The organism is Streptococcus sp. 4155 (assembly GCF_013276695.1).
Classification (GTDB): Bacteria; Bacillota; Bacilli; order Lactobacillales; family Streptococcaceae; genus Streptococcus; species Streptococcus pseudopneumoniae.
In genome coordinates this window covers 3068-23673 of sequence record NZ_VMLM01000022.1, presented here as the reverse complement: position 1 = coordinate 23673, position 20606 = coordinate 3068, and the positions used below count along the sequence as shown (strand labels likewise).

General features: G+C 40.5%; 20 protein-coding genes and 1 pseudogene. All 21 read right to left on the bottom strand.

Annotated elements, in window-relative coordinates:
- Nucleotides 1–16 precede the first annotated feature (16 nt).
- Nucleotides 17–832: an ABC transporter substrate-binding protein gene (locus HT715_RS02980; protein ID WP_172922820.1), complete on the bottom strand. Its 816-nt coding sequence runs from the start codon at nt 830–832 to the stop codon at nt 17–19.
- Nucleotides 833–951: 119 nt separating this feature from the next.
- Entirely contained in the window at nt 952–1419 is a 468-nt protein-coding gene (locus tag HT715_RS02975; RefSeq protein WP_172922819.1) for an NUDIX domain-containing protein, read from the bottom strand.
- A 91-nt stretch (nt 1420–1510) separates the two neighbouring features.
- Nucleotides 1511–2164 carry a phosphate signaling complex protein PhoU gene (phoU, locus tag HT715_RS02970; RefSeq protein WP_000946465.1) on the bottom strand — a complete coding sequence of 218 codons (654 nt, stop codon included), beginning with the start codon at nt 2162–2164 and terminating at the stop codon, nt 1511–1513.
- A gap of 11 nt (nt 2165–2175) precedes the next feature.
- On the bottom strand, nt 2176–2934 hold the full coding sequence (gene pstB, locus HT715_RS02965) for a phosphate ABC transporter ATP-binding protein PstB (RefSeq protein WP_172922818.1): 759 nt from the start codon (nt 2932–2934) through the stop codon (nt 2176–2178).
- Between the two features lie 12 nt (nt 2935–2946).
- Nucleotides 2947–3750: a phosphate ABC transporter ATP-binding protein PstB gene (pstB, locus tag HT715_RS02960; protein WP_000109215.1), complete on the bottom strand. Its 804-nt coding sequence runs from the start codon at nt 3748–3750 to the stop codon at nt 2947–2949.
- A 10-nt stretch (nt 3751–3760) separates the two neighbouring features.
- Complete coding sequence (gene pstA / locus HT715_RS02955) at nt 3761–4645, bottom strand: phosphate ABC transporter permease PstA (RefSeq protein WP_001201787.1); 885 nt, start codon at nt 4643–4645, stop codon at nt 3761–3763.
- Nucleotides 4635–5552 (bottom strand): phosphate ABC transporter permease subunit PstC, encoded by a 918-nt coding sequence (gene pstC / locus HT715_RS02950; protein ID WP_001070908.1) that lies wholly within the window; start codon nt 5550–5552, stop codon nt 4635–4637. The genes pstA and pstC overlap by 11 nt, the downstream gene beginning before the upstream one ends.
- On the bottom strand, nt 5552–6430 hold the full coding sequence (gene pstS / locus HT715_RS02945; protein ID WP_000746334.1) for a phosphate ABC transporter substrate-binding protein PstS: 879 nt from the start codon (nt 6428–6430) through the stop codon (nt 5552–5554). The genes pstC and pstS overlap by 1 nt, the downstream gene beginning before the upstream one ends.
- Before the next feature lie 685 nt (nt 6431–7115).
- Nucleotides 7116–8420 carry an RsmF rRNA methyltransferase first C-terminal domain-containing protein gene (locus HT715_RS02940; protein ID WP_138706391.1) on the bottom strand — a complete coding sequence of 435 codons (1305 nt, stop codon included), beginning with the start codon at nt 8418–8420 and terminating at the stop codon, nt 7116–7118.
- The gene (locus HT715_RS02935) at nt 8421–9194 is read right to left on the bottom strand and encodes an inositol monophosphatase family protein (RefSeq protein WP_138707305.1); all 774 of its coding nucleotides are present in this window, start codon (nt 9192–9194) and stop codon (nt 8421–8423) included.
- Complete coding sequence (locus tag HT715_RS02930; protein WP_001041974.1) at nt 9184–9462, bottom strand: UPF0223 family protein; 279 nt, start codon at nt 9460–9462, stop codon at nt 9184–9186. The genes HT715_RS02935 and HT715_RS02930 overlap by 11 nt, the downstream gene beginning before the upstream one ends.
- On the bottom strand, nt 9462–9863 hold the full coding sequence (locus tag HT715_RS02925; RefSeq protein WP_000631259.1) for a Spx/MgsR family RNA polymerase-binding regulatory protein: 402 nt from the start codon (nt 9861–9863) through the stop codon (nt 9462–9464). The genes HT715_RS02930 and HT715_RS02925 overlap by 1 nt, the downstream gene beginning before the upstream one ends.
- Nucleotides 9864–10072: 209 nt before the next feature.
- Nucleotides 10073–10690, bottom strand: a complete 618-nt coding sequence (locus HT715_RS02920; protein ID WP_023932785.1) for a TIGR01906 family membrane protein — start codon at nt 10688–10690, stop codon at nt 10073–10075.
- The gene (locus HT715_RS02915) at nt 10680–11453 is read right to left on the bottom strand and encodes a TIGR01457 family HAD-type hydrolase (protein WP_000875447.1); all 774 of its coding nucleotides are present in this window, start codon (nt 11451–11453) and stop codon (nt 10680–10682) included. Before HT715_RS02915 ends, HT715_RS02920 begins: the two co-directional genes overlap by 11 nt.
- Nucleotides 11454–11463: 10 nt before the next feature.
- Nucleotides 11464–12201 (bottom strand): acyl-[acyl-carrier-protein] thioesterase, encoded by a 738-nt coding sequence (locus HT715_RS02910; RefSeq protein WP_138706389.1) that lies wholly within the window; start codon nt 12199–12201, stop codon nt 11464–11466.
- 4 nt (nt 12202–12205) lie between these two features.
- Entirely contained in the window at nt 12206–13336 is a 1131-nt protein-coding gene (hemW, locus tag HT715_RS02905; protein WP_138707304.1) for a radical SAM family heme chaperone HemW, read from the bottom strand.
- 175 nt (nt 13337–13511) lie between these two features.
- Complete coding sequence (locus HT715_RS02900; RefSeq protein WP_138707303.1) at nt 13512–17609, bottom strand: G5 domain-containing protein; 4098 nt, start codon at nt 17607–17609, stop codon at nt 13512–13514.
- 358 nt (nt 17610–17967) lie between these two features.
- Nucleotides 17968–18363 (bottom strand): YtxH domain-containing protein, encoded by a 396-nt coding sequence (locus tag HT715_RS02895; RefSeq protein WP_000517395.1) that lies wholly within the window; start codon nt 18361–18363, stop codon nt 17968–17970.
- Nucleotides 18336–18762: pseudogene (locus HT715_RS02890) on the bottom strand (DUF948 domain-containing protein). The gene HT715_RS02895 and the pseudogene HT715_RS02890 overlap by 28 nt, the downstream one beginning before the upstream one ends.
- Nucleotides 18763–19551 (bottom strand): prolipoprotein diacylglyceryl transferase, encoded by a 789-nt coding sequence (lgt, locus tag HT715_RS02885; RefSeq protein ID WP_000886657.1) that lies wholly within the window; start codon nt 19549–19551, stop codon nt 18763–18765.
- Nucleotides 19544–20479 (bottom strand): HPr(Ser) kinase/phosphatase, encoded by a 936-nt coding sequence (hprK, locus tag HT715_RS02880; protein WP_000115147.1) that lies wholly within the window; start codon nt 20477–20479, stop codon nt 19544–19546. Before hprK ends, lgt begins: the two co-directional genes overlap by 8 nt.
- Between the last annotated feature and the right edge of the window lie 127 nt (nt 20480–20606).

The window sequence follows — 20606 nt, the reverse complement described above, 5'->3', positions numbered from 1 at the left end:
CCAACTCTGCTTTTTCTTATTCTTCAACTTCAGTTAGACTTGCTGCTTTTTCAAGATAGCTTTGGTAAGTTCCTTTATCCTTGAGTTTTTGGATGACCTTGTCTACCACTTCTCTCAAATCATCACTATTTTTTCTAAGAGCAACGGCATTGGCGTCGCCGTCCTTCATCTTCAAGCTGACAATTGCGACAGCTAAGTCAGCGTTTTTAGCAGCATAACTAAGTGCAACAGGCTCATCCATATGAACAGCATCTACTTTTCCAACCTGCAATTCATTGACTGCTTCACCCATATTAGTTAGGGAAGTCAATTGAGCTTTTGGCAATTGTTCCTTGACCATAGACTCTGGAACAGTCCCTTTTTGGGCTGCAATATTAGCACTTTCTAGGCTAGTTAAATCCTTGTATTTTTCTACATCAGCCTTACGAACCAAGAAACTAATCTTGTTTTCATAGTAAGGGATTGAAAAATCAAAGACTTCTTTTCTCTCGTCAGTAGCGCTAATTCCCGCAACTGCTAGGTCAGCCTTCCCAGTTTGAAGACTGGTCAAGACATTGTCAAAACTCATGCTTGAAATTTCCAACTTCACCCCAAGTTCATCAGCGATAACTTGAGCCATATCAATGTCCGCACCGACTACCTGATTTTTCCCGTCAACTAAAGACTGAAATTCAAAAGGTGCATAGTCAGGACTTGTCGCCACAACCAATTTCCCCTTTTGCTTAATGGCCTCAACAGCTGACTGAGAACCATTCGAACCTGACTGGCAAGCTACTAAGAAGAAACTTGCAAGAAAACTACATAAAACAAATATCCATTTTTTTGATTTCATAAATAAACAACCCCTCTGTTAATTTTGTATAATTATAACGATATCTAAGTTACTTGTCAAGTGTTTTCTTGCATTTTCATAAAATATATTTACTAAAAAATAGAAATACAGTGGTTAGTTTATCTATCTATTGGGAACTTATTTTCAAAAAAATCATTTATCATATCTTGATGCTGCTGGTTTACAATTGCAATATTTTTTATGTCACTATGATCAAAAAATCCTAATTCTAAAGTTTCATCACTTGTAAAAAAATTTGTAGAGATAGAAGTTTCAGATGAAACTAAATACAAGATTGTAAGAACTTGAGCCTCATCACCATTCGGATAACTGTCTGAATATTTTGTATAAACATTTAAGAGTTTTTCCACCCTCACTTCGACTCCTGTTTCTTCATAAAACTCTCGCACTAAAGCTTCTAAAGCCGATTCTCCTAATTCAAGAGCACCACCTGGTAATCCCCACGTTCCTTTATCTGCTCGTTTTTGTAATAAAATTTTTCCTGATTGACTTAATATTCCACAGGTAAAATTTAAAATAATTTTATCTTTTCCAACTTTTTTTCTGATATTCCGTATGTAGTTCATTATTCACCTCTGACAAAGTAAACTATCTATACAATGAAAGCTTACTGTATTAAAAAGTAAGCTTTCACAATAATTTTATCCTTTGAATACTTTATAATTCGACAATCTTACCTGTTTCAAAGTAAACAACCCATTCACAGATATTTTTAGCATAGTCACCGATACGCTCCAAGTAGGAAATAACTTGGAAATAATCACGACCCGTAACAATGGCTTCTGGATTTTTCTTAATCTCTTCAGTCGCAAGGTCACGGATAGTTTCAAAATAGTGGTTAATTTGCTCATCCATGGAGGCTACCCGGTATGCGTCGTCAACAGAACCATTAAGATAAAGATCAAGTGCTGCTTCAACAACGCTTTTAACTTCACGTCCCATTTTTTGAATTTCTTCCTCTACAGCTGGGATGCGCTCTTCCCCCTTCATACGGATGGTTGCCTGGGCAATGGCTACAGCGTGATCCCCCATACGCTCCACATCTGATACAGCCTTAAGGACAGTCAAGACTGTACGCAAATCTTGAGAGACTGGTTGTTGGAGTGCAATCATTTCAAATGATTTCTTTTCCAGTTTCACTTCGTATTCATTTACTTCTGCGTCATCTTCGATGACCTCTTTTGCCAGGTCACGGTCATGCGTGACAAAGGCACGCACCGTACGATTGATTTGTGAGAGCACTTCTTGTCCCATAGCGTAGAACTGGTTATGTAATTTCTCTAAATCTTCTTCAAATTGAGATCGTAACATCTTTCATCTCCTTATCCAAATTTTCCTGTAATATAGTCTTCCGTTTCCTTGTGTTGGGGATCAAGGAACATCTGCTTGGTATCATTAAATTCAATCAAATCTCCATCTAGGAAAAATCCTGTCTTATCAGAGATACGTGAAGCTTGTTGCATGGAACGGGTTACCAGAAGCATGGTGTACTTGTCTTTTAGACCATACAAGGTTTCCTCAATTTTACCAGCTGAAATCGGATCCAAAGCCGAAGTTGGCTCATCCAAGAGGATGATTTTAGGACTGGTTGCCAAGACACGGGCCACACAGACACGCTGCTGTTGACCACCTGACAATCCAATAGCTGAATCATGTAGACGATCCTTGACCTCATCCCAGATAGAGGCACCTTGCAAGGCTTTTTCTACGGCTTCATCCAGAACCAGCTTATCCTTAATTCCATTGATACGAAGCCCGTAGACAACATTCTCATAGATAGTCATAGGGAAAGGATTAGGTTGTTGGAAAACCATTCCGATTTCCTTACGTAATTCAACCGTATCTGTACGCGGACTGTAGATGTTGTGACCATTGTACACCACGGATCCAGTTGTGGTCACCTCTGGATTGAGATCTCCCATGCGGTTGAGAGACTTGAGGAGAGTTGACTTCCCTAATCCAGATGGACCAATCAAGGCTGTAATTTCCTTAGGTTGGAAAGATAGGGAAACACTATTCAAAGCCTTCTTTTTATTATAATAAACGGACAGGTCTGATACCTGTAAAATCGCATCTGTCATACGGTTTCCTTTCTAACCAAAGTGACCAGATACATAGTCATTGGTGGACTGTAGCTTGGCATTTTGGAAAATAGTTGCAGTTTTGTCATACTCAATCAAATCACCCAAGTAAAAGAAGCCTGTATAGTCACTTGCACGAGCAGCCTGCTGCATATTATGCGTTACAATGATGATGGTAAAGTCTTTCTTGAGCTCAAACATGGTCTCTTCTAGTTGCATGGTCGCAATCGGATCCAAGGCTGAGGCTGGCTCATCCATTAAGAGGATATCTGGCTTAACAGAGATGGCACGAGCAATACAGAGACGTTGTTGCTGACCACCTGATAAGGTCAAGGCTGACTTGTGGAGATCGTCTTTAACCTGATCCCAGAGGGCAGCCTGACGAAGGGAGGTTTCTACGATTTCATCTAGGACTTGCTTATCCTTAACTCCAGCACGTTCATGCGCAAAGGTAATATTACGGTAAATTGACTTAGCAAATGGATTAGGGCGTTGAAAAACCATTCCAATGTGTTTACGCATTTCATAAACGTTGATTTCTGGACGGTTGACATCAATTCCACGATAGAGAATCTGCCCAGTTACTTTAGCAATATCAATAGTATCATTCATGCGATTGAGACTGCGTAAGTAGGTAGATTTCCCCGATCCCGACGGACCAATCAAAGCTGTAATTTTATTTCTTTCAAATTGCATATCAATCCCCTTAATGGATTCATTTTTACCATAGTAAACATGGACATCCTTAGTAGAAAGGGCTACTTTTTCTTCAGGAAAGGTAAGGATATGCTTCTCATCCCAGTTATATGTTGACATGGCTTCTCCTTTAGACAGCGGTTAATTTCTTGTGTAGATAGTTTCCGAACTTACGAGCTCCAAAGTTAAAAATCAGGATAAAGATTAGGAGCACAGCGGCAGAACCTGCTGATACAATAGTTCCATCTGGAATAGTGCCTTCACTATTGACTTTCCAGATATGGACAGCCAAGGTTTCTGCTTGACGGAAGATAGAGATGGGGCTAGTCACACTGAGGATATTCCAGTTAGACCAGTCAAGAGCTGGCGCCGATTGCCCTGCTGTATAAATCAGAGCTGCAGCTTCGCCAAAGATACGACCAGATGCCAAGACGACACCCGTTACAATACCTGGAAGCGCTTCTGGAATAACAACATGAACCACTGTCTCCCAACGAGAAATCCCAAGAGCCAGACCAGCCTCACGTTGGGTATGGTGAACATGTTTCAAACTATCCTCTACATTACGCGTCATCTGAGGCAAGTTAAAGACTGTCAAGGCCAAGGCACCTGAAATGATTGAAAATCCATACTCAAACTGGACTACAAAGATCAAGTAACCAAAGAGACCCACCACCACTGATGGTAAAGAGGACAAAATTTCAATACAAGTCCGCACAAAGTTGGTAACAGGACCTTTTTTAGCATATTCAGCCAAGTAAATCCCAGCTCCCATAGAAAGAGGTACAGAAATAATCAAGGTAATGACCAATAGGAAAAAGGAATTGTAAAGCTGAATGCCAATCCCACCACCTGCTTGAAAAGCAGAAGACCTTCCAGTCAAGAAAGACCAAGAGATATGGGGCAAGCCCCGAACCAAGATATAGAGAATCAAGGAAGCCAAGATTGTCACAATGATGCTAGCAATCGTATAGAGGACAGCTGTTGCAAGTTTATCTAATTTCTTAGCGCGCATAATTTTTCTTTCCTCTTTCTTTCGTAATCAATTTAATCACACTGTTAAAAACTAAACTCATCAAGAGCAGTACCAAGGCCAGTGACCAGAGAACATTATTATTTACAGTTCCCATGACAGTGTTCCCAATTCCCATAGTTAATATAGAAGTTAAAGTTGCAGCTGGTGTGGTCAAGGAAGTTGGGATAACAGCTGAGTTTCCGACAACCATCTGGATAGCTAAAGCCTCACCAAAGGCACGCGCCATCCCAAAGACCACTGCAGTGAAAATACCAGAACGGGCCGCCTTCAAGATCACACGCCAGATAGTCTGCCAGCGAGTGGCTCCCATAGCGAAACTAGCCTCACGATAATAACGAGGAACCGCACGCAAGCTATCCGTTGTCATAAAGGTTACGGTCGGCAAAATCATGACAAAGAGGACGGAAATCCCTGACAAAATCCCAAAACCAGTCCCACCAAAGACACTGCGAACAAAGGGAACGACGACTTGCAAGCCAATAAATCCATACACTACTGAAGGAATCCCAACCAGGAGTTCAATAGCTGGTTGCAAAATCTTCGCCCCTTTTGGTGATACTTCGGTCATAAAAACTGCTGCACCAATAGCAAAGGGGGTTGCGATAAGGGCTGAGAGAATGGTAACGATAAAGGAACCCAAAATCATAGGAAGGGCACCAAATTCTTTACTAGAAGGATTCCAAGTTCCTCCCAAAAGAAAGTCAAAGATATTCACACCATTGACAAAGAAGGTCGACAAGCCTTTTTGCGCTACGAAAACCAAAATCATGGCCACAAGGATGACTATCAAAGAAAGACAGGCAAAGGTCAAACCTTTTCCTAATTTCTCCAGACGAGAATTCTTTGATGGAAGCAACATTTTCTTAGCTAATTCTTCTTGATTCATTATTGTCTCCCTTCCAACACTGTCACAGTTCCGGCAGCATCTTTTTCAACCTTCATTTCCTTAATCGGAATATACTTCAATCCTTTGACAATCCCTTCTTGGGTCTCATCCGAGAGAACAAAATTGAGAAATTCTGCAGCTAACTCATTGGGCTGCCCCAATGTATACATATGCTCATAAGACCACAAGGGCCAATTATTGCTACTTATATTTTCTGGACTTAAGTCATAACCATTCAACTTCATGCTTTTGACCGAATCATCTATATAGGTAAGAGATAAATAAGAGATAGCTCCTGGACTTTTTGATACGATTGATTTTACCGCTCCATTTGAATCCTGCTCCTGACTTTGCATGGCAGACTGACCTTCCATAATGACAGTATCAAAGGTAGCACGAGAGCCAGAGCCGGCTGCCCGATTGATAACAGAGATGGGTAAGTCCTTACCACCAACCTCTTTCCAATTGGTTACCTCACCTATGAAGATTTGACGAAGTTGCTCTGTCGTTAGGTTATCAACATCAACCTCCTTATTGGCAATCAGAGCCAAGCCAGCTACCGCGACCTTGTGGTCAACAAGAGCAGAAGCATCAATTCCGTCTTTTTCCTCAGCAAATACATCTGAGTTTCCTATATCAACTGCCCCAGACTGAACCTGGGACAAGCCTGTACCAGAACCTCCCCCTTGGACATTGACCGTTTTTCCAACATGGATCGTGCCAAATTCATCTGCCGCTACTTCAACCAAGGGTTGCAAGGCAGTTGAGCCAACAGCCGTTATGGATTCTCCACGATCAATCCAGCTAGCACAGCCTACTAAACAAGCCGTCAGCCAAAAAGCGATAAGAGACAGAGCAAGCTTTTTTCTTTTTTTCACTGTTTTTCTCCTCGAAAATAATTATGAATACTGTGAATTTTTTAAGTAGTTCTTTATGAGTTGACGCATGAATTCTTACCAAATTTCTGCGCAATTGATTATTTATATAATATAGGCTATATTACTCTTTTCTAACCTCCTTTTTTCATATGTGGATAAAATCTCTTGTCTATCCCTTCCCCCATTGTCACCCATTATAGTCATTTCGTGTCTCTTTTTCCCCTTTTTAATGCAAGGAAAAGGTTACTCTCCTTAGATGATAATCCAAAAGCTAGAAAGGTATCTCAAACCTCTCTACTCTCCCAGACTAGTTTACAACTAAAAGGAAAAGATTCTATTTTATGGGAAATCTAGTTTACAAGCGGTAAGAACGCTAATAACTAAACTTCTTGTACTCTTTGAAAATCTCTTCAAACCAGGTCAGCCTTGCCTTGTTATAGGTATGTACCTATTTGGTCAGTCCTATCTACAACTTTAAAGCAATGCTTTGTAACTGACTCCGTCAGTCCTATTTGCAACCTCAAAACAGTATTTTGAGCTATCTATGGCTAGCTTCCTAGTTTGCTCTTTGATTTTCATTGAGTAGTAAAACTACATGTGATGGCAATCAAGATATCAAGAATCATCCTACTAAAAAAATCCATACTTTCACTATAACATAGAATAAGATATTTGACTAGCATTTTCACTTGAATCTGAGGCCTTTTGGAAAATAATTTTTCAAAACATTTCCAGTAACCTTTGCAAAGCCCAAGCCATTGCCTTTAACCAAAACTTGGTACCAACCATTTGGCAGACTTTCTGCAAGCTGAACGGTTTCTCCAGCGACATACTTTACAAACGCTTCTTGGTCAATTTCAACTGACTGCTTGACCTGACTCGGTTTCAAGGCTAGACCAAGAGCAAAACTAGGCTCAAAGCGTTTCTTCTTAAAGGTACCCAGATGCAGGCCATTGCGAGCAATCTTGAGTTTTCCTAAATCTGGCAAGAGTTCTGGCAAGAGATAAAGCTGGTCTCCAAAAGTCTGCAAGATACCGGGTAGATTGACCTTCAAATGTTTTTGGGCAAATTCCTGCCACAAGACAACTTGTTCACGACTGAGATTGCTCTTACTTGCCTTACATTTTGGTGCTGGATTGTCACCTTTAAATTGCAAATGGGCTACAAACTGCCCCTCTCCCTTAAACTGATGAGGGTACATCCGAGCCGTTTCTGGCAGGTCAATACCAGCTACCATTCCATTGATATGTTCAACTGGCAGCAAGTCAAAATCATACTCTTCCAGTAGCCAATTAACAATCTCTTCGTTTTCCTCGGGGGCCCAGGTACAGGTTGAATAAACCAAACGGCCACCTTCTGCAAGCATGGTCACTGCATCTTCCAGAATTTCTCTTTGCAAGCTAGCGCATTGACTCGGATAATCTAAGCTCCAATAGTCCATAGCATCTGGTTGCTTACGAAACATCCCTTCACCAGAGCAAGGGGCATCCAGGACAATAAGGTCAAAATAGCCTTTAAAGACCTTGGCCAAGCGGTCGGCAGATTCATTGGTCACCACGACATTTGTCGCTCCAAAGCGCTCCATGTTTTCTACTAAAATCTTAGCCCGTTTGCTTGAAATTTCATTGGAAACAAGGAAACCCTCCCCTGCTAGATAGGCTGCCAGTTGAGTTGATTTGCCCCCCGGTGCAGCAGCCAAGTCCAAGACCTTCATACCAGGACTGGGTTGAGCTACTTGAGCCACCATTTGAGCAGCAGGTTCTTGCGAATAAACTAAACCTGTAGCATGCTCAGGCGATTTCCCTGAAACCTTCCCATAGTGGCCCCAAGGGGTTTGAGTAATGGCATCAGAAAAGGAAAGTTGCTCTTCTTTTAAGGGATTGACCCGAAAGGCCGAAACCGCTTCCTCCTCAAAAGAGGCAAGAAAATCTCTTGCCTCATCTCCTAGTATCTCTTTATATTTTTCAACAAATCCTTCTGGAAATTGCATTTAAGTTCTTTTCCTTTCGTAAATATAGGACTGAATTTCCTCCTGCATCTCAAGAGGTAGCATCATGACCGGTTGTCTGGTTTGAAAATCAAGAGGTTGACCAGATAGGGTCACAACCTGATAGCCCAGACTTTCCCCTAAAATACTAGCCGCAGCATAATCCCATGGTTGCAGATAGGTGACATAGGTCAACAAACGCCCTGACAAAATCTTGGAAAAACTAATGGCCGCACTCCCATAAACACGAACACCAAGTACTGCTCGACTCAAATCAGCCAAGCCCCATTCGTTGGTTTCCAGCATGCCACTATTTCCCGCAATGAGAAAATCTCCAAGTGGTTTGGCTTTAAAGGGAGCTAGGAGCCTATCATTTAGACAAACTGGAAATTCCCCACCACCGTGGTAACAATCCCCTTTGACCACATCATAAATCAGTCCAAACTGTCCCTGACCATTTTCAAAATAAGCCATCATAACAGCAAAATCTTCCTGCTGGGCTACAAAGTTATTGGTACCATCAATGGGATCAATGATCCAAACCTTGCCCTCTTGAACTGAAGCTCGCAAACAACCCTCTTCAGCACAAATCTTATCCTCAGGATAACGGGATAGAATTTCACCAACCAAGAGTTCCTGAACTTCCTTGTCCAGTCTGGTCACCAAGTCTGTTGGAGAGGACTTGGTCTCAACGCGCAAGTCTTCTTGCATGTGGTCAAGGATGTACTGGCCTGCTTTCTTAATTAGCTCTTTAGCAAATTCAAACTTACTTTCCAAGAGAAATCTTTCCTTCCCCTTTTTCCTTGGCAGCCTGAACTGCTCGGTAAAGCGAATAACCACTCACTGTTTCAAATTCTCGCCCCAAACGTTTCTCTTCGCTCTTGCTTGGCACGACCGCCTTGAATCCCTTATAGGAGTCCAGTAACTTTTTAGCCTCTACCTTGCCTTCATAGGCAGCTTCAACATCATTAAAAAAAGAAAGCACTGAAGCAAGTTCTTCAGTGCTCCACGACAAATCTAGTGGGTAACTATACTGTTTGTTCATTAACTAATACCAGCTCTCATTCTTGCTTCTTTTAGTTCTTGCTTACGATAACTACGAGGGAGAAAAGCACGAATCTCATCTTCATTAAAACCGATTTGCATGCGCTTGGCATCGATAATAATTGGGCGACGCAAAAGACTAGGATACTGCTCAATCAAATGAAGCAATTCCGATACCGAAATACTCTCTACATCAATATTCAATTTTTGAAAAATTTTTGAACGAGTTGAAATGATGTCATCAGTACCATTTTCGGTCAAGGAAAGGATGTGTTGCAATTCTTTTCTTGTTAAAGGACTGGTCATAATATTGTGTTCCACAAAGGGAACCTTATGTTTTTCTAACCAGGCCTTAGCCTTACGACATGATGTACAGCTCGGTGATAGAAATAGTGTAATCATGCTTTTCTCTTCTTATCTATACTTTGCTACTTCTATTATACAAAAAAATAAAGCGCTTGACTAGGGATTTTTAGAAAAAAAGCCTATTTTTTCAAGAAAAATAGACTGTTCGCGAACGATTGACACAATTAGATTTGCTTAATTCACTCTTAAGGATAGCTTTAATTTGTATACATTTTTATATATACAAATTAAAAACAGCTTTCGGTTCACTTTCTCCGACTTTTCAGATAAAGATAGCCAAAGAAGCTTTCATAGAGGGCAAAAAAGAGAAGGAAGGCATGAAGGAAGAAGGTCTCTGGCAAAATCAGTATAACAGGATCCTTGGCTGGATCAAAAAGCCAGGTATCATCTCCCACAAAGAGAATTTGATGGAACAGAGTAAAGAATTGGTCAAAACCAATCAAAACTCCCCCAAGCCCAATCAGTAAGGGCAAAACCACTAGAGCCAAAAGCACTTTACTAAATAGAGACAAGAAGCCCTTTTTCACAATCCCTTTGACAAAGACATAGAAACTTGGTAGTGTCACTAGAGCTACTAGCTGAACCAAATGAAAGAGATTCTTGACCACTGCGAAATGGTGCAGACCAGCTGCTGACGAACGAAAATCTGGCATCTCTAGGACCTGACTAAAAGGATTAGTCAGATAATTCATCAAGATATGAAAATTGTATTGAATGGTTTCTGGTTTTAGATAGACTCGATCCGTTAAGTTTAGCCACTTGATTTCCAGCGGATAAAAAATCCAAGCCAAATAAATGGTCAAAAGGATTGAGAGGGAGAGGAGAAAGAGCATAGAGCTCCAAAAGGTCAGTTTAGTTTTCATCAAAATTCCACTCCGCAAGGCTAGAAACCACATGAGTCGGTGCGATTGGCAGGTCTGCCACTTCTTCTGCCTTGGTAAAACCTGTCGTCACCAAGAGCGTTGGAATGCCATTGTCAATCCCTGCTCGAATATCAGTCAAATAATTGTCCCCAACCATGATTAATTCTTCACGTTCCAAACCTAAATGCTCAACCGCCTTGTCCATAATGATAGCATTTGGTTTTCCGATATAAACAGGCTTCACTCGTGTTGCTACTTCAAGCAGGGTAATCAGTGAACCAGCACCTGGCAAAAGTCCTCGTTCTGTCGGAATGTTGAGGTCAGGGTTGGTTCCGATAAAGTGAGCTCCCTTTTGGATAGCTAGAGTTGCTGTGGCAAATTTTTCATAGTCAACTTGCCAGTCCAGACCTACTACCACATAGGCAGGATTTTCCTTGTCTTCCACATAACCAGCCGCCTTGATGGCTTCCTTGAGCCCTGATTCTCCGATAACATAGACGGTCTTTTCAAGCCCCAAGTCATTCATATAGTCGATCGTTGCCAAAGTCGCTGTGTATACAGTCGACAGGGGAGTATCGATATTAAAATTCTGAGCCAACATCTCCTGAACACTCTCTGGGGTGCGGGTTGTATTGTTGGTTACAAAGAGATAGGGGATGTCTCGCTTTTGCAATTCATGGACAAAAGCCTCTCCTGCTGGGATTCTGTCTTTGCCTTTATAAATGGTTCCGTCTAAATCAATTAAATAGCCTTTATATTTCATCTATTTCTCCCTAATCCTTTTTTATTTCTTGCCAAGTGATGATAGCTTGGGCATTGGTAGCCCCATCGCTTGTGATCTCATGCTTGCTTTCCAGTCCAGTCCGTTCAACAGACGATGTGATCACCCCACCTGGTCGAACTTCCTTGACATACTTGAGATTGATTTTCTTGGGAATATATTGGGTCAAAAAGTCCGCTCCCATGACCTCAAAAATCCAGTCCAAGTATTTACTGTTATTGACATGTCCATTCATATCCAAATCGTAAAAACGGACATGGTAATCCTTGCTGACTGGCTCTTCCAAAGGCTCATACTTTGGCCCACGGATAAGTTTTTTATCAAAATCAGACTGGTAAGGAGCAACAATCTCAGGCTCGACAGCATGGACTTTTCGACTGTCTCGGTCCATGAGAACAAAGGTCGCCATCATGTGAATAAGATCCTGTCCTGCTTCATCATAAATGGTAAAGCGACGGTAGCAAAAGAGCCGATTGTAGCTCAAGGCTTCCGTTTCAATAGTAATTTCTTCCGCAAAACGAGGCAAACGAACCACCTCAATATCGTATTCTGTGATAATCCAGACCAGATTATGCTCTTCCAAAATAGTCTTATCACTAACTCCCAGTTCAATCGACTGCATCCCTGAAACTTGTAGGGAAAGCAAAATCACATCTGGAAGCTTGATATGACCGTTCATATCAGCCATATCAAAAGGAATTTTCATGTTCATTTGATAAGTTAAGCCCATCATCCTACTCCAAAATAAATCGTTCTGCTACGGTGTCTCCTAAGAAGAGACCTCTTTTTGTCATGCGAACTCGGTCACCGTCTATTTGCATGAGACCCTGTTGAACCAAGTCTCTGACAATTTCTCCATAAAGTCCATCAAAAGACCGTCCAAATTTTTCCTCAAATCGCGCCATGGAGACTCCTGATTTCTTGCGGAGTCCCAGGAACATTTCTTCTTCCATTTGCTCTTTTTGACTCAGGTACTCCTCTGTGATACGAGCATTGCCTTCCTCAACCGCATTAAGATAATGGCGAATGGGACCATGATTTTTATATCGAATACCATTGACATAACCAGATGCTCCAGCACCGATGCCATAGTATTCAGCATTGTCCCAGTACATAAGATTGTGGCGACTTTCAAAACCAGGTTTGGAGAAATTAGAAATCTCATAATGCTCAAAGCCTGCTCGCTCAAGCTCAGTGATGATGTACTCAAACATCTCCGCTTCCAGTTCCTCCTTAGGCAGAGGCAATTTCCCTCGTCGCATACGGTTCATAAAGACCGTATGATTTTCCAAAATCAAGCTATACAAACTCATGTGGGGAATATCCAGTCCAATGACCTTAGCCACATTTTCCTGGACCTGCTCCATGGTCTGACCAGGCAGCGCATAAATCAAATCAATGGAGATGTTGTCAAAACCAGCCAATTTCAGGCGGTCGATATTTTCATAAATATCCTTCTCCAAATGACTGCGCCCAATCTTTTTCAGCATCTTGTCGTCAAAGGTCTGCACGCCTAGCGAAACACGATTGACAGCCGAGTTTTTCAAAACAGCAATCTTATCCGCGTCCAAGTCGCCTGGATTGGCTTCAATGGTCAACTCTTCCAAGGCAGACAAGTCCAAGTTTTTAGTCAAGCCCTTCAATAACACCTCCAGTTGCGGAGCTGACAAGGCTGTTGGTGTCCCACCACCAATGTAGAGGGTCCGCAACTTTTGAATATCATAAGAACGAAACTCTTCTAACAGATGCTCTAAATAACTGTCGACTGGCTGATTCTTAATAAAAACTTTTGAAAAATCACAATAATAACAAATCTGGGTACAAAATGGGATGTGCACATAGGCTGACGTTGGTTTTTTCTGCATAGTACTTATTATACCACAAAAGCGAACAATACTTAGAATTCCCTTTAACAAAATCCTAGCATTGTTCGCTTTCTTTATCTAAACATTCTTTTTATTTTATGACGAACACGATTCCCAGAACCAATCTAGTTTGTCTTTACAATACAAAAGAATGAATGTTCATTTGACTAAATTTTTAGTCTTCTTTTTTCTTTCCAAGAGCAAGTCCGAGACCGCCTAGCAGACCAAGAAGTTCTAGAGATGCAAGAGTCGCATTTGATTCTGTTCCTGTATTTGGTAATACATTTTGAGAATCATTTGACTTAGTTCCATTATCACTAGCATCTGTAGTATCTTCATGATTTGCATTCGGAGTAACTGCATCTGGAATTGGAGTTGTTGATGCAGGTGCAGGTGTATCTTGACCAGAATTTCCATTAGTAGCAGGTGTGACTGGAGTTGCTGGAGTGACTTTACCTGGTGTTACCTTAGCTGGTGTTGTTATATTATTAGCAATGTGTTCTGTGATATGACCGTCAGTTGAATCTACATCGTAAGTGGTTGTTGTAACTGTCTTACCTTTTGCTCCTTCAACGCGTTCATTAGGTGTGTCAACTTCTCGTTCACCATCTCTAACATATTCAACTTCAGGTTCAATCGGGGTTTCTACTACTTTGTCCTTGGCTGCGACTTTGACGACTGTATTCGTTGGTTCTTTCGTTTTCCCATAAGTTAGCACGGTTGTTGGAGTTATCTTACCTGTTTTTGGATTAACTTCATAGGTAGTGGTCTCAATCACATCACGACCTTCAGAATCTTTAGATTGTTCAACCTTAGTTTTAGCTCCTACTTTAACGATTGTCTTACCTGCTGGGGTGACGACTGGGGTGCCAACGTGTTCTGTGATATGACCGTCCTTTGAATCTACATCGTAAGTGGTTGTAGTAACTGTTTTACCTTTAGCTCCTTCAATACGTTCATTAGGTGTGTCAACTTCTCGTTCACCATCTCTAACATATTCAACTTCAGGTTCAATTGGTGTTTCTACTATTTTGTCCTTGGCTGCGACTTTGACTATTGTTGCTGTTGGATTTACTACTACTGGTTTTCCTACTGTTTCTGTAATAGCGCCTGTAGTAGAATCAACACTATATGTTGTTGTGATAGTACTTGAACCTGCTTGGCCTGCTTCTTCCACATTTGGTTGATTTTTGTCGCGTGTATCATCTTTCACATATTTCTTAGGTGATGAGATTTCTGTTTTTTCTACTTTGTCCTTCGCTGCGACTTTGACGACTGTATTCGTTGGTTCTTTCGTACGAACTGGTTTACCTTCACTTGCTGTAATCTTTCCAGTATTAGTGTCCACAGTGTAAGTTGTTGTGATAGCGTCTTCACCATCTTCACCTTTAACAGTAGTTGGGACTGTACCTTTTTCTTTCGTATCATCTTTTTCGTAAACTACTGGAGATGGTACTACCATCTTCTCAATCGTTAGTTCTTTCCTTGTCCCGTAAGTAGTTACTGTTGTAGAAGTTACCTTACCTGTTTTTGGATCAACTTCATAAGTTGTAGTGTTGATAACTTCACGACCTTGGTCATCCTTGCTACTCTCAACCTTAGTTTTAGCTCCAACCTTAACTATTGTTTTACCAGCCGGGGTGACCACTGGCTTACCAACCTGTTCTGTGACTGTTCCATTATTTGGATTAACGTCATACCTTGTAGTCGTTACAGATTTTCCTTTTGCTCCTTTTCTAGGCTTGTCTGGTGTACCAAAGTCACGAGTGTCATCTCTTTCATAAACCACTGTGGGCTCAATTGGCGTTTCTACTACTTGATCCTTAGCCGCGACTTTAACGATTGTTTCTGTTGGATTTACTATTACTGGATTTCCTTCATTTGGAGTAACTTCCCCATTGTCTGGATTTACTGTGTAAGTCGTGGTGGTTGTCTTACTTCCGTCTTTTCCTGGGACAGTAATATTGGCTTGGCCTTTTTCTCGACTAGCATCTTTTTCGTATTTTACTGGAGATGGGATTGTTTCTACGTCTACTCTATCCTTAGCTCCTACTTTTACAACTCTAGCTATTGGTAGAGTTACGACTTCTGATCCCCCTTTTGTTGGAGTTAGGGCTCCATTTACTGGATTTACGCTATAGGTTGTGATGACTTTAGATTTTCCTGATTTCCCTAGAAATTGAACGGTATCAGTACCTTTTGGACTGTTTTCATCTTTTAAATAAACTGTTTTGGGTTCAACTGAATTATACTCAACTATATCCTTCGCGCCACCTTTATTGACTACTTCTTCCTTCTTAGTCGAAGTAAGGCTGCCAGTTTTTGAGTTTACTGTGTAGCTTGTTGTCTTCTTAACAACGTCGTCTCCTTTTTTAATGTATTCTACTTCATCCTTGGCTGCGACTTTGACAACTGTTTCTATTGCCGGTTGCTTAACTACTGGTTGTCCTACATGTTCAATCAGATCTCCAGTGTTAGGATCTACACTATAAGTTGTTGTTACTGTACTAGTACCTGAAGTACCAGCTGTTGTTACATTAGCTTCACCTTTAGCTCTTGTGGCATCTTTTTCATAACGTACACTTGGCTCAAGTTGGGTAACGACAACTGTAGATTTGGCTCCATCTTTCTTAAACACTTCATCAATTGTATTGTTAGTAATCTGTCCTGTATCGAGATCTTTCATACTCACAGTTATTGACTTAATGATGTCATCTCCGCGTTTACTATATACAACAGTTTCTCCAACTTTTTCTACAGATTTAACTGTTGCAATGTTTTTATCTTGATAACCTGTCCCATCTAAGGAAATTCGTTTCCCAGATATAAACTCTGATCGTCTATTAATCATATCAGCTTCAAAATAAGAACGTGAACTGTGACCTCCACTGGTTCGTCCAACATTTATAACAACATCACTATCATTGCTGACGCCTTTTCTTATCGCCAAATCATTATCAACAATATAATGAGTCATTTTACCAGACTTGGCTATTTTTTTGCTATCTAAACCTTTTTGCCAAAATTCACGACTGGAAAGCAAATTGGTCACAACTTTTGGAGCATTAAAGGTTGTGCCTTTTTTTAATACATTATTATAAACGTTTCTATAAGCCAACTGTTCTTTAGGAGACATGACTCTGCTGTCAGAATATGCCAACTGATAAGCTTCAACCATTGCCCGTTGTACTAAATATCCTCCTAAAGAATGACCTGTCAAATAAAGATTAGTAATACTCTTATCTTTAGCTAGTTCATGCATAATATTTTCTGCATCTATCCCTTGTTGAGGATTGCTTCCTAATCCAAGTGTTATATCAGCTCCTATATCTTTCGCATCACTTGTTCCACGAAAGGCTAATACTTGTGCAGTTCCATTTGGTAAATATAAGAAATCACTCTTCGTTTCATACAAGACAGCATCTAGTCCACTGGAGGTATGGTAACTTTTCTTCCTTTCCCAATAAGGCCCCAATTCCTTATTCATCATCATATACTCATAACGTGGTTTACTGTCACCATTCTTTTTATATAACTCTGACTCTGTTAAGGGTCTCTTATGATCCAGCACTCTATCAATATAATTATCATCACGGTAGGATAATTCCATGAACATAATCATATCGCGCTCACTTACATTCCATTTTAATTTTTCATCTGGCTTTTCTTTACTGTCAATAATACCATCACCATCAGTATCTTCTAATAAGGGATGACTATTATAACCTACATATTTTTTCCCACCTTTTTCATAAATATAAAGTTCTTCTTTATCCTTCAAGTAATCATCATCTGTATAGGCTTCTGGACTTAACTTAGAGCCGTTTAACAATAAACTATCAAGCTTATTACCTTCTGAACCGATTACTCCTGCTTTTATTTGCTTAGCATACTCATCAGTTAATTCATACTTTTTAACCTCGGAAGGATTTGATGCTGCTCTCACCGCTGGAGTGCTTGATCTGTCTTCACCCGCCACGAAATCCCTTGTGGTCAAGCTATTATTTTCCTTATTCCCAGATCTGACGGGTTCTGTAGTCCTTGTAGATCCTATTGGAACATCTCTGGTATCTAACTCAGAAGAAGGATTATTTTGATTATCTAGTATAGGTTGAACTTCTTCTCTTTTATCCACAGAAGATGGAGAATTTTCCGTAGAAGCAAGTACTCCCTGGGATGGTGTAAACAAAGCAATGCCTATTAATACAGAAGCCACTCCAACAGAAAACTTTCGAATCGAAAAACATTGATGTTTATTAAAAATATCTTTCATTTTACCAACTTTCTTTCTAGCTATTTTTTACAAAATAGAGAGTTCTACTATTTTCCCTTGACAAAATACTAAACCCTTTCTTGACTAAAATTTTAGAACTTTTCCTCTGCTTGATTATAAACTACCACATTGATTTCTAATCATAAAAAAATGAATTGCTTAATATTAATAAAATATCAGTAAAATATAAAAAATGTAAATATTTCACTTTCAACACTGCCATTATACCATAATACTCAATGAAAATCAAAAAACGCATAATATCAGGCCTTGAAAAACCTTGATACTATGCGTTTGATTATGGGAAGATCTACTTCATTTTCTCCTAGAATTGAGTTTTTGCCCAGTCTCATCAAATCTAGATTTTTTCTTCTTTGATATCAATCACAATCTCTTCTGATTCATCAAGAATTTCGGCCTTTTCTTGCCATTGCTCTTTGAGATTATTGAATCGATATTTTGATACTTCTGTCGCTTGACGAGCACATGATTTGGCTTGAGCAAGGACGCTGTCCACAGTGATTTCACCCGACTCAACCTGTTCTTTGGTTTTAAGAACAAAATCTGTAGCCTGCTCCTTGACTTCTGTCAGTTTTTCACAGACCTGCTCCTTGGCATACTCTGGATTTTCTCTCAAATCATCCAGAAAATCTTGAGCCTGACTGCAAACTTGTTTGCCCTTGTCGCTTGTTAAAAACAAGGCAAGAGCTGCACCTGAAACGGTTCCTAAAAGGATTGAGGATAATTTACCCATAAGGATTCTCCTTTTTTATTTTTTTAAAAATTTACTTGCAAGACGAAGAGCTGATAAACTTGCCCCAGTCTTGAGTGTTTTTGAACCAGCTGATGAAGCTTTCTTGCTCAAGACACGCGCATGGTCATTGAGGTCTGAAACAGATAGAGATAAATCTGCAACAGCACTAAAGAGTGGATCAATCGTTGCCACCTTGACATTAATATCATCTGCCAAGACATTGATCTTAGACAGCAATTCATTGGTATGATGCAAGGTCACATCCACATCTGAAGTCAAGGTTTTAATCGTCTTCTCTGTTTCATCGATAACACGGCCAAGCTTTTGTACAGTAATGATTAGATACACTAAAAATACAATCAAAGCAAGGGCAACAAAAATATATGCAACTTCTAACATTTAGTTTTCCTCCTCTGTAACATAGTAAGGGGCCTTCTTTCGATTTTGATATAGAATGATAAAAATACCCAGTCCGATAAGGACAACTGATAGCCATTGAGACACTCGAAGGCCAAAGAACATGAGACTATCTGTTCGCATGCCTTCGATGACCATACGACCGAAACCATACCAAATCAAGTAAAAGGCCGTGATATGACCTCGTCTGAGACTTTTCCATTTTCGTCTAAAAATCAGAATCAAGGCAAATCCAAGTAGATTCCATAGGGACTCATAAAGAAAGGTCGGCTGACGGTAGCTCCCCTCAATATACATCTGGTCACGAATAAAGACAGGTAGATAATCCAAATTATCCACTGCTGCACCATAAGCTTCTTGGTTAAAGAAATTGCCCCAGCGACCCAAACTTTGGGCAATCATGACGCTAGGCGCCGCAATATCTAGAAAATCCCAAGTGTTAATGAGTTTACGATCAGCAAAGATATAGAGTACAAGTGCCCCAGTTATCAAACCACCGTAAATGGCCAAACCACCATTCCAAATGGCAAAAATCTCTCCCAAATTCTGACTATAATAATCAAAACGGAAAATGACATAGTAGAGACGAGCTCCTAAAATAGCCAAGGGAAAGGCTATCAAGATAAAATCTAAAATATCGTCTGGTATGATCTTCTTTCTAGGCGCTTCTTTCATGGTCAAATAAACCGCAAGAATCAAACCTGTAACAATACACAAGGCATACCAACGAATGGCTAGAGGGCCTAGTTGAATAGCAATTGGATCAAGCATTAGGCACCTCATTTCGAGCGATGAGACTTGTCAGTCGTTCTTCGAACAAACGGGTCGCATCAAAGCCCATTTCCTTGGCACGATAATTCATGGCAGCTGCCTCAATCACGACAGAAATATTACGACCTGTTTTAACTGGAATGCGGATACGAGGAATGGCTACGCCAGAAATTTCTATTTCCTCTGCATTGTTTCCAAGACGATCAAAAGTCTTATGTGTATCATAGTTTTCCAAATAGACAGCAAGTTGAACCTGTGAAGAATCCTTGACGGCACTGGCACCGTAGAGGCTCATGACATCGATAATCCCAACCCCACGAATTTCAATCAGGTGTCTCAAGATTTCAGCCGGTTCACCCCAAAGAGTAATCTCATCCTTGGCAAAGATATCGACCCGGTCATCAGCTACCAAGCGGTGACCACGTTTGACAAGTTCCAGACCTGTCTCACTCTTACCAATTCCACTATCTCCCTGAATCAAGACGCCCATCCCATAGATATCCATCAAAACCCCATGAACACTGGTACGTTCTGCCAAACGAGAATCCAGATAGCTAGATAACTCTCCAGATAAACGACTTGTCGCTGTACGGCTGGTTAAAATAGCAATCTTACATTCTCTGGCTGCTTTTAACATCTCCTCTGGAACCACCAAACCACGGGCAACAATGACCGCTGGTGTCTCAGGTAGAAACATTTTTTTCAAAACTTCATAACGGCTGTTGGAAGGCATGCTGATCAGATAAGACCACTCCTTCATCCCCAAAAGTTGAATCCGCTCTGGCGTGTAGTAGTCAAAATAACCTGTCATTTCAAGACCAGGTCGCGTAATATCTGCTGTATTGATTTCCTTTTCAAGCAATTCTGGTTCGCCATAGACAATGTCTAGTCTAAGCTTTTCAATCACTTCTTTTACTAAAACCGACATCATTTCCTCCTTCAATCGAGTTCTTCTCTCTATTATATCAAATTGTAGGAGGAAGTTTCAGATTTTTGCAGGCTTTGGAGTATTTATTTATACTCAATGAAAATCAAAGAGCAAACTAGGAAACTAG

Bases quoted from the DNA above. Each gene is read 5' to 3' on its own strand.
- HT715_RS02980 (WP_172922820.1), bottom strand. From the start codon at position 832: ATGAAATCAAAAAAATGGATATTTGTTTTATGTAGTTTTCTTGCAAGT.
- HT715_RS02975 (WP_172922819.1), bottom strand. From the start codon at position 1,419: ATGAACTACATACGGAATATCAGAAAAAAAGTTGGAAAAGATAAAATT.
- phoU (WP_000946465.1), bottom strand. From the start codon at position 2,164: ATGTTACGATCTCAATTTGAAGAAGATTTAGAGAAATTACATAACCAG.
- pstB (WP_172922818.1), bottom strand. From the start codon at position 2,934: ATGACAGATGCGATTTTACAGGTATCAGACCTGTCCGTTTATTATAAT.
- pstB (WP_000109215.1), bottom strand. From the start codon at position 3,750: ATGTCAACATATAACTGGGATGAGAAGCATATCCTTACCTTTCCTGAA.
- pstA (WP_001201787.1), bottom strand. From the start codon at position 4,645: ATGCGCGCTAAGAAATTAGATAAACTTGCAACAGCTGTCCTCTATACG.
- pstC (WP_001070908.1), bottom strand. From the start codon at position 5,552: ATGAATCAAGAAGAATTAGCTAAGAAAATGTTGCTTCCATCAAAGAAT.
- HT715_RS02940 (WP_138706391.1), bottom strand. From the start codon at position 8,420: ATGCAATTTCCAGAAGGATTTGTTGAAAAATATAAAGAGATACTAGGA.
- HT715_RS02930 (WP_001041974.1), bottom strand. From the start codon at position 9,462: ATGAACAAACAGTATAGTTACCCACTAGATTTGTCGTGGAGCACTGAA.
- HT715_RS02925 (WP_000631259.1), bottom strand. From the start codon at position 9,863: ATGATTACACTATTTCTATCACCGAGCTGTACATCATGTCGTAAGGCT.
- HT715_RS02920 (WP_023932785.1), bottom strand. From the start codon at position 10,690: ATGAAAACTAAACTGACCTTTTGGAGCTCTATGCTCTTTCTCCTCTCC.
- HT715_RS02915 (WP_000875447.1), bottom strand. From the start codon at position 11,453: ATGAAATATAAAGGCTATTTAATTGATTTAGACGGAACCATTTATAAA.
- HT715_RS02910 (WP_138706389.1), bottom strand. From the start codon at position 12,201: ATGGGCTTAACTTATCAAATGAACATGAAAATTCCTTTTGATATGGCT.
- hemW (WP_138707304.1), bottom strand. From the start codon at position 13,336: ATGCAGAAAAAACCAACGTCAGCCTATGTGCACATCCCATTTTGTACC.
- HT715_RS02900 (WP_138707303.1), bottom strand. From the start codon at position 17,609: ATGAAAGATATTTTTAATAAACATCAATGTTTTTCGATTCGAAAGTTT.
- HT715_RS02895 (WP_000517395.1), bottom strand. From the start codon at position 18,363: ATGGGTAAATTATCCTCAATCCTTTTAGGAACCGTTTCAGGTGCAGCT.
- lgt (WP_000886657.1), bottom strand. From the start codon at position 19,551: ATGCTTGATCCAATTGCTATTCAACTAGGCCCTCTAGCCATTCGTTGG.
- hprK (WP_000115147.1), bottom strand. From the start codon at position 20,479: ATGTCGGTTTTAGTAAAAGAAGTGATTGAAAAGCTTAGACTAGACATT.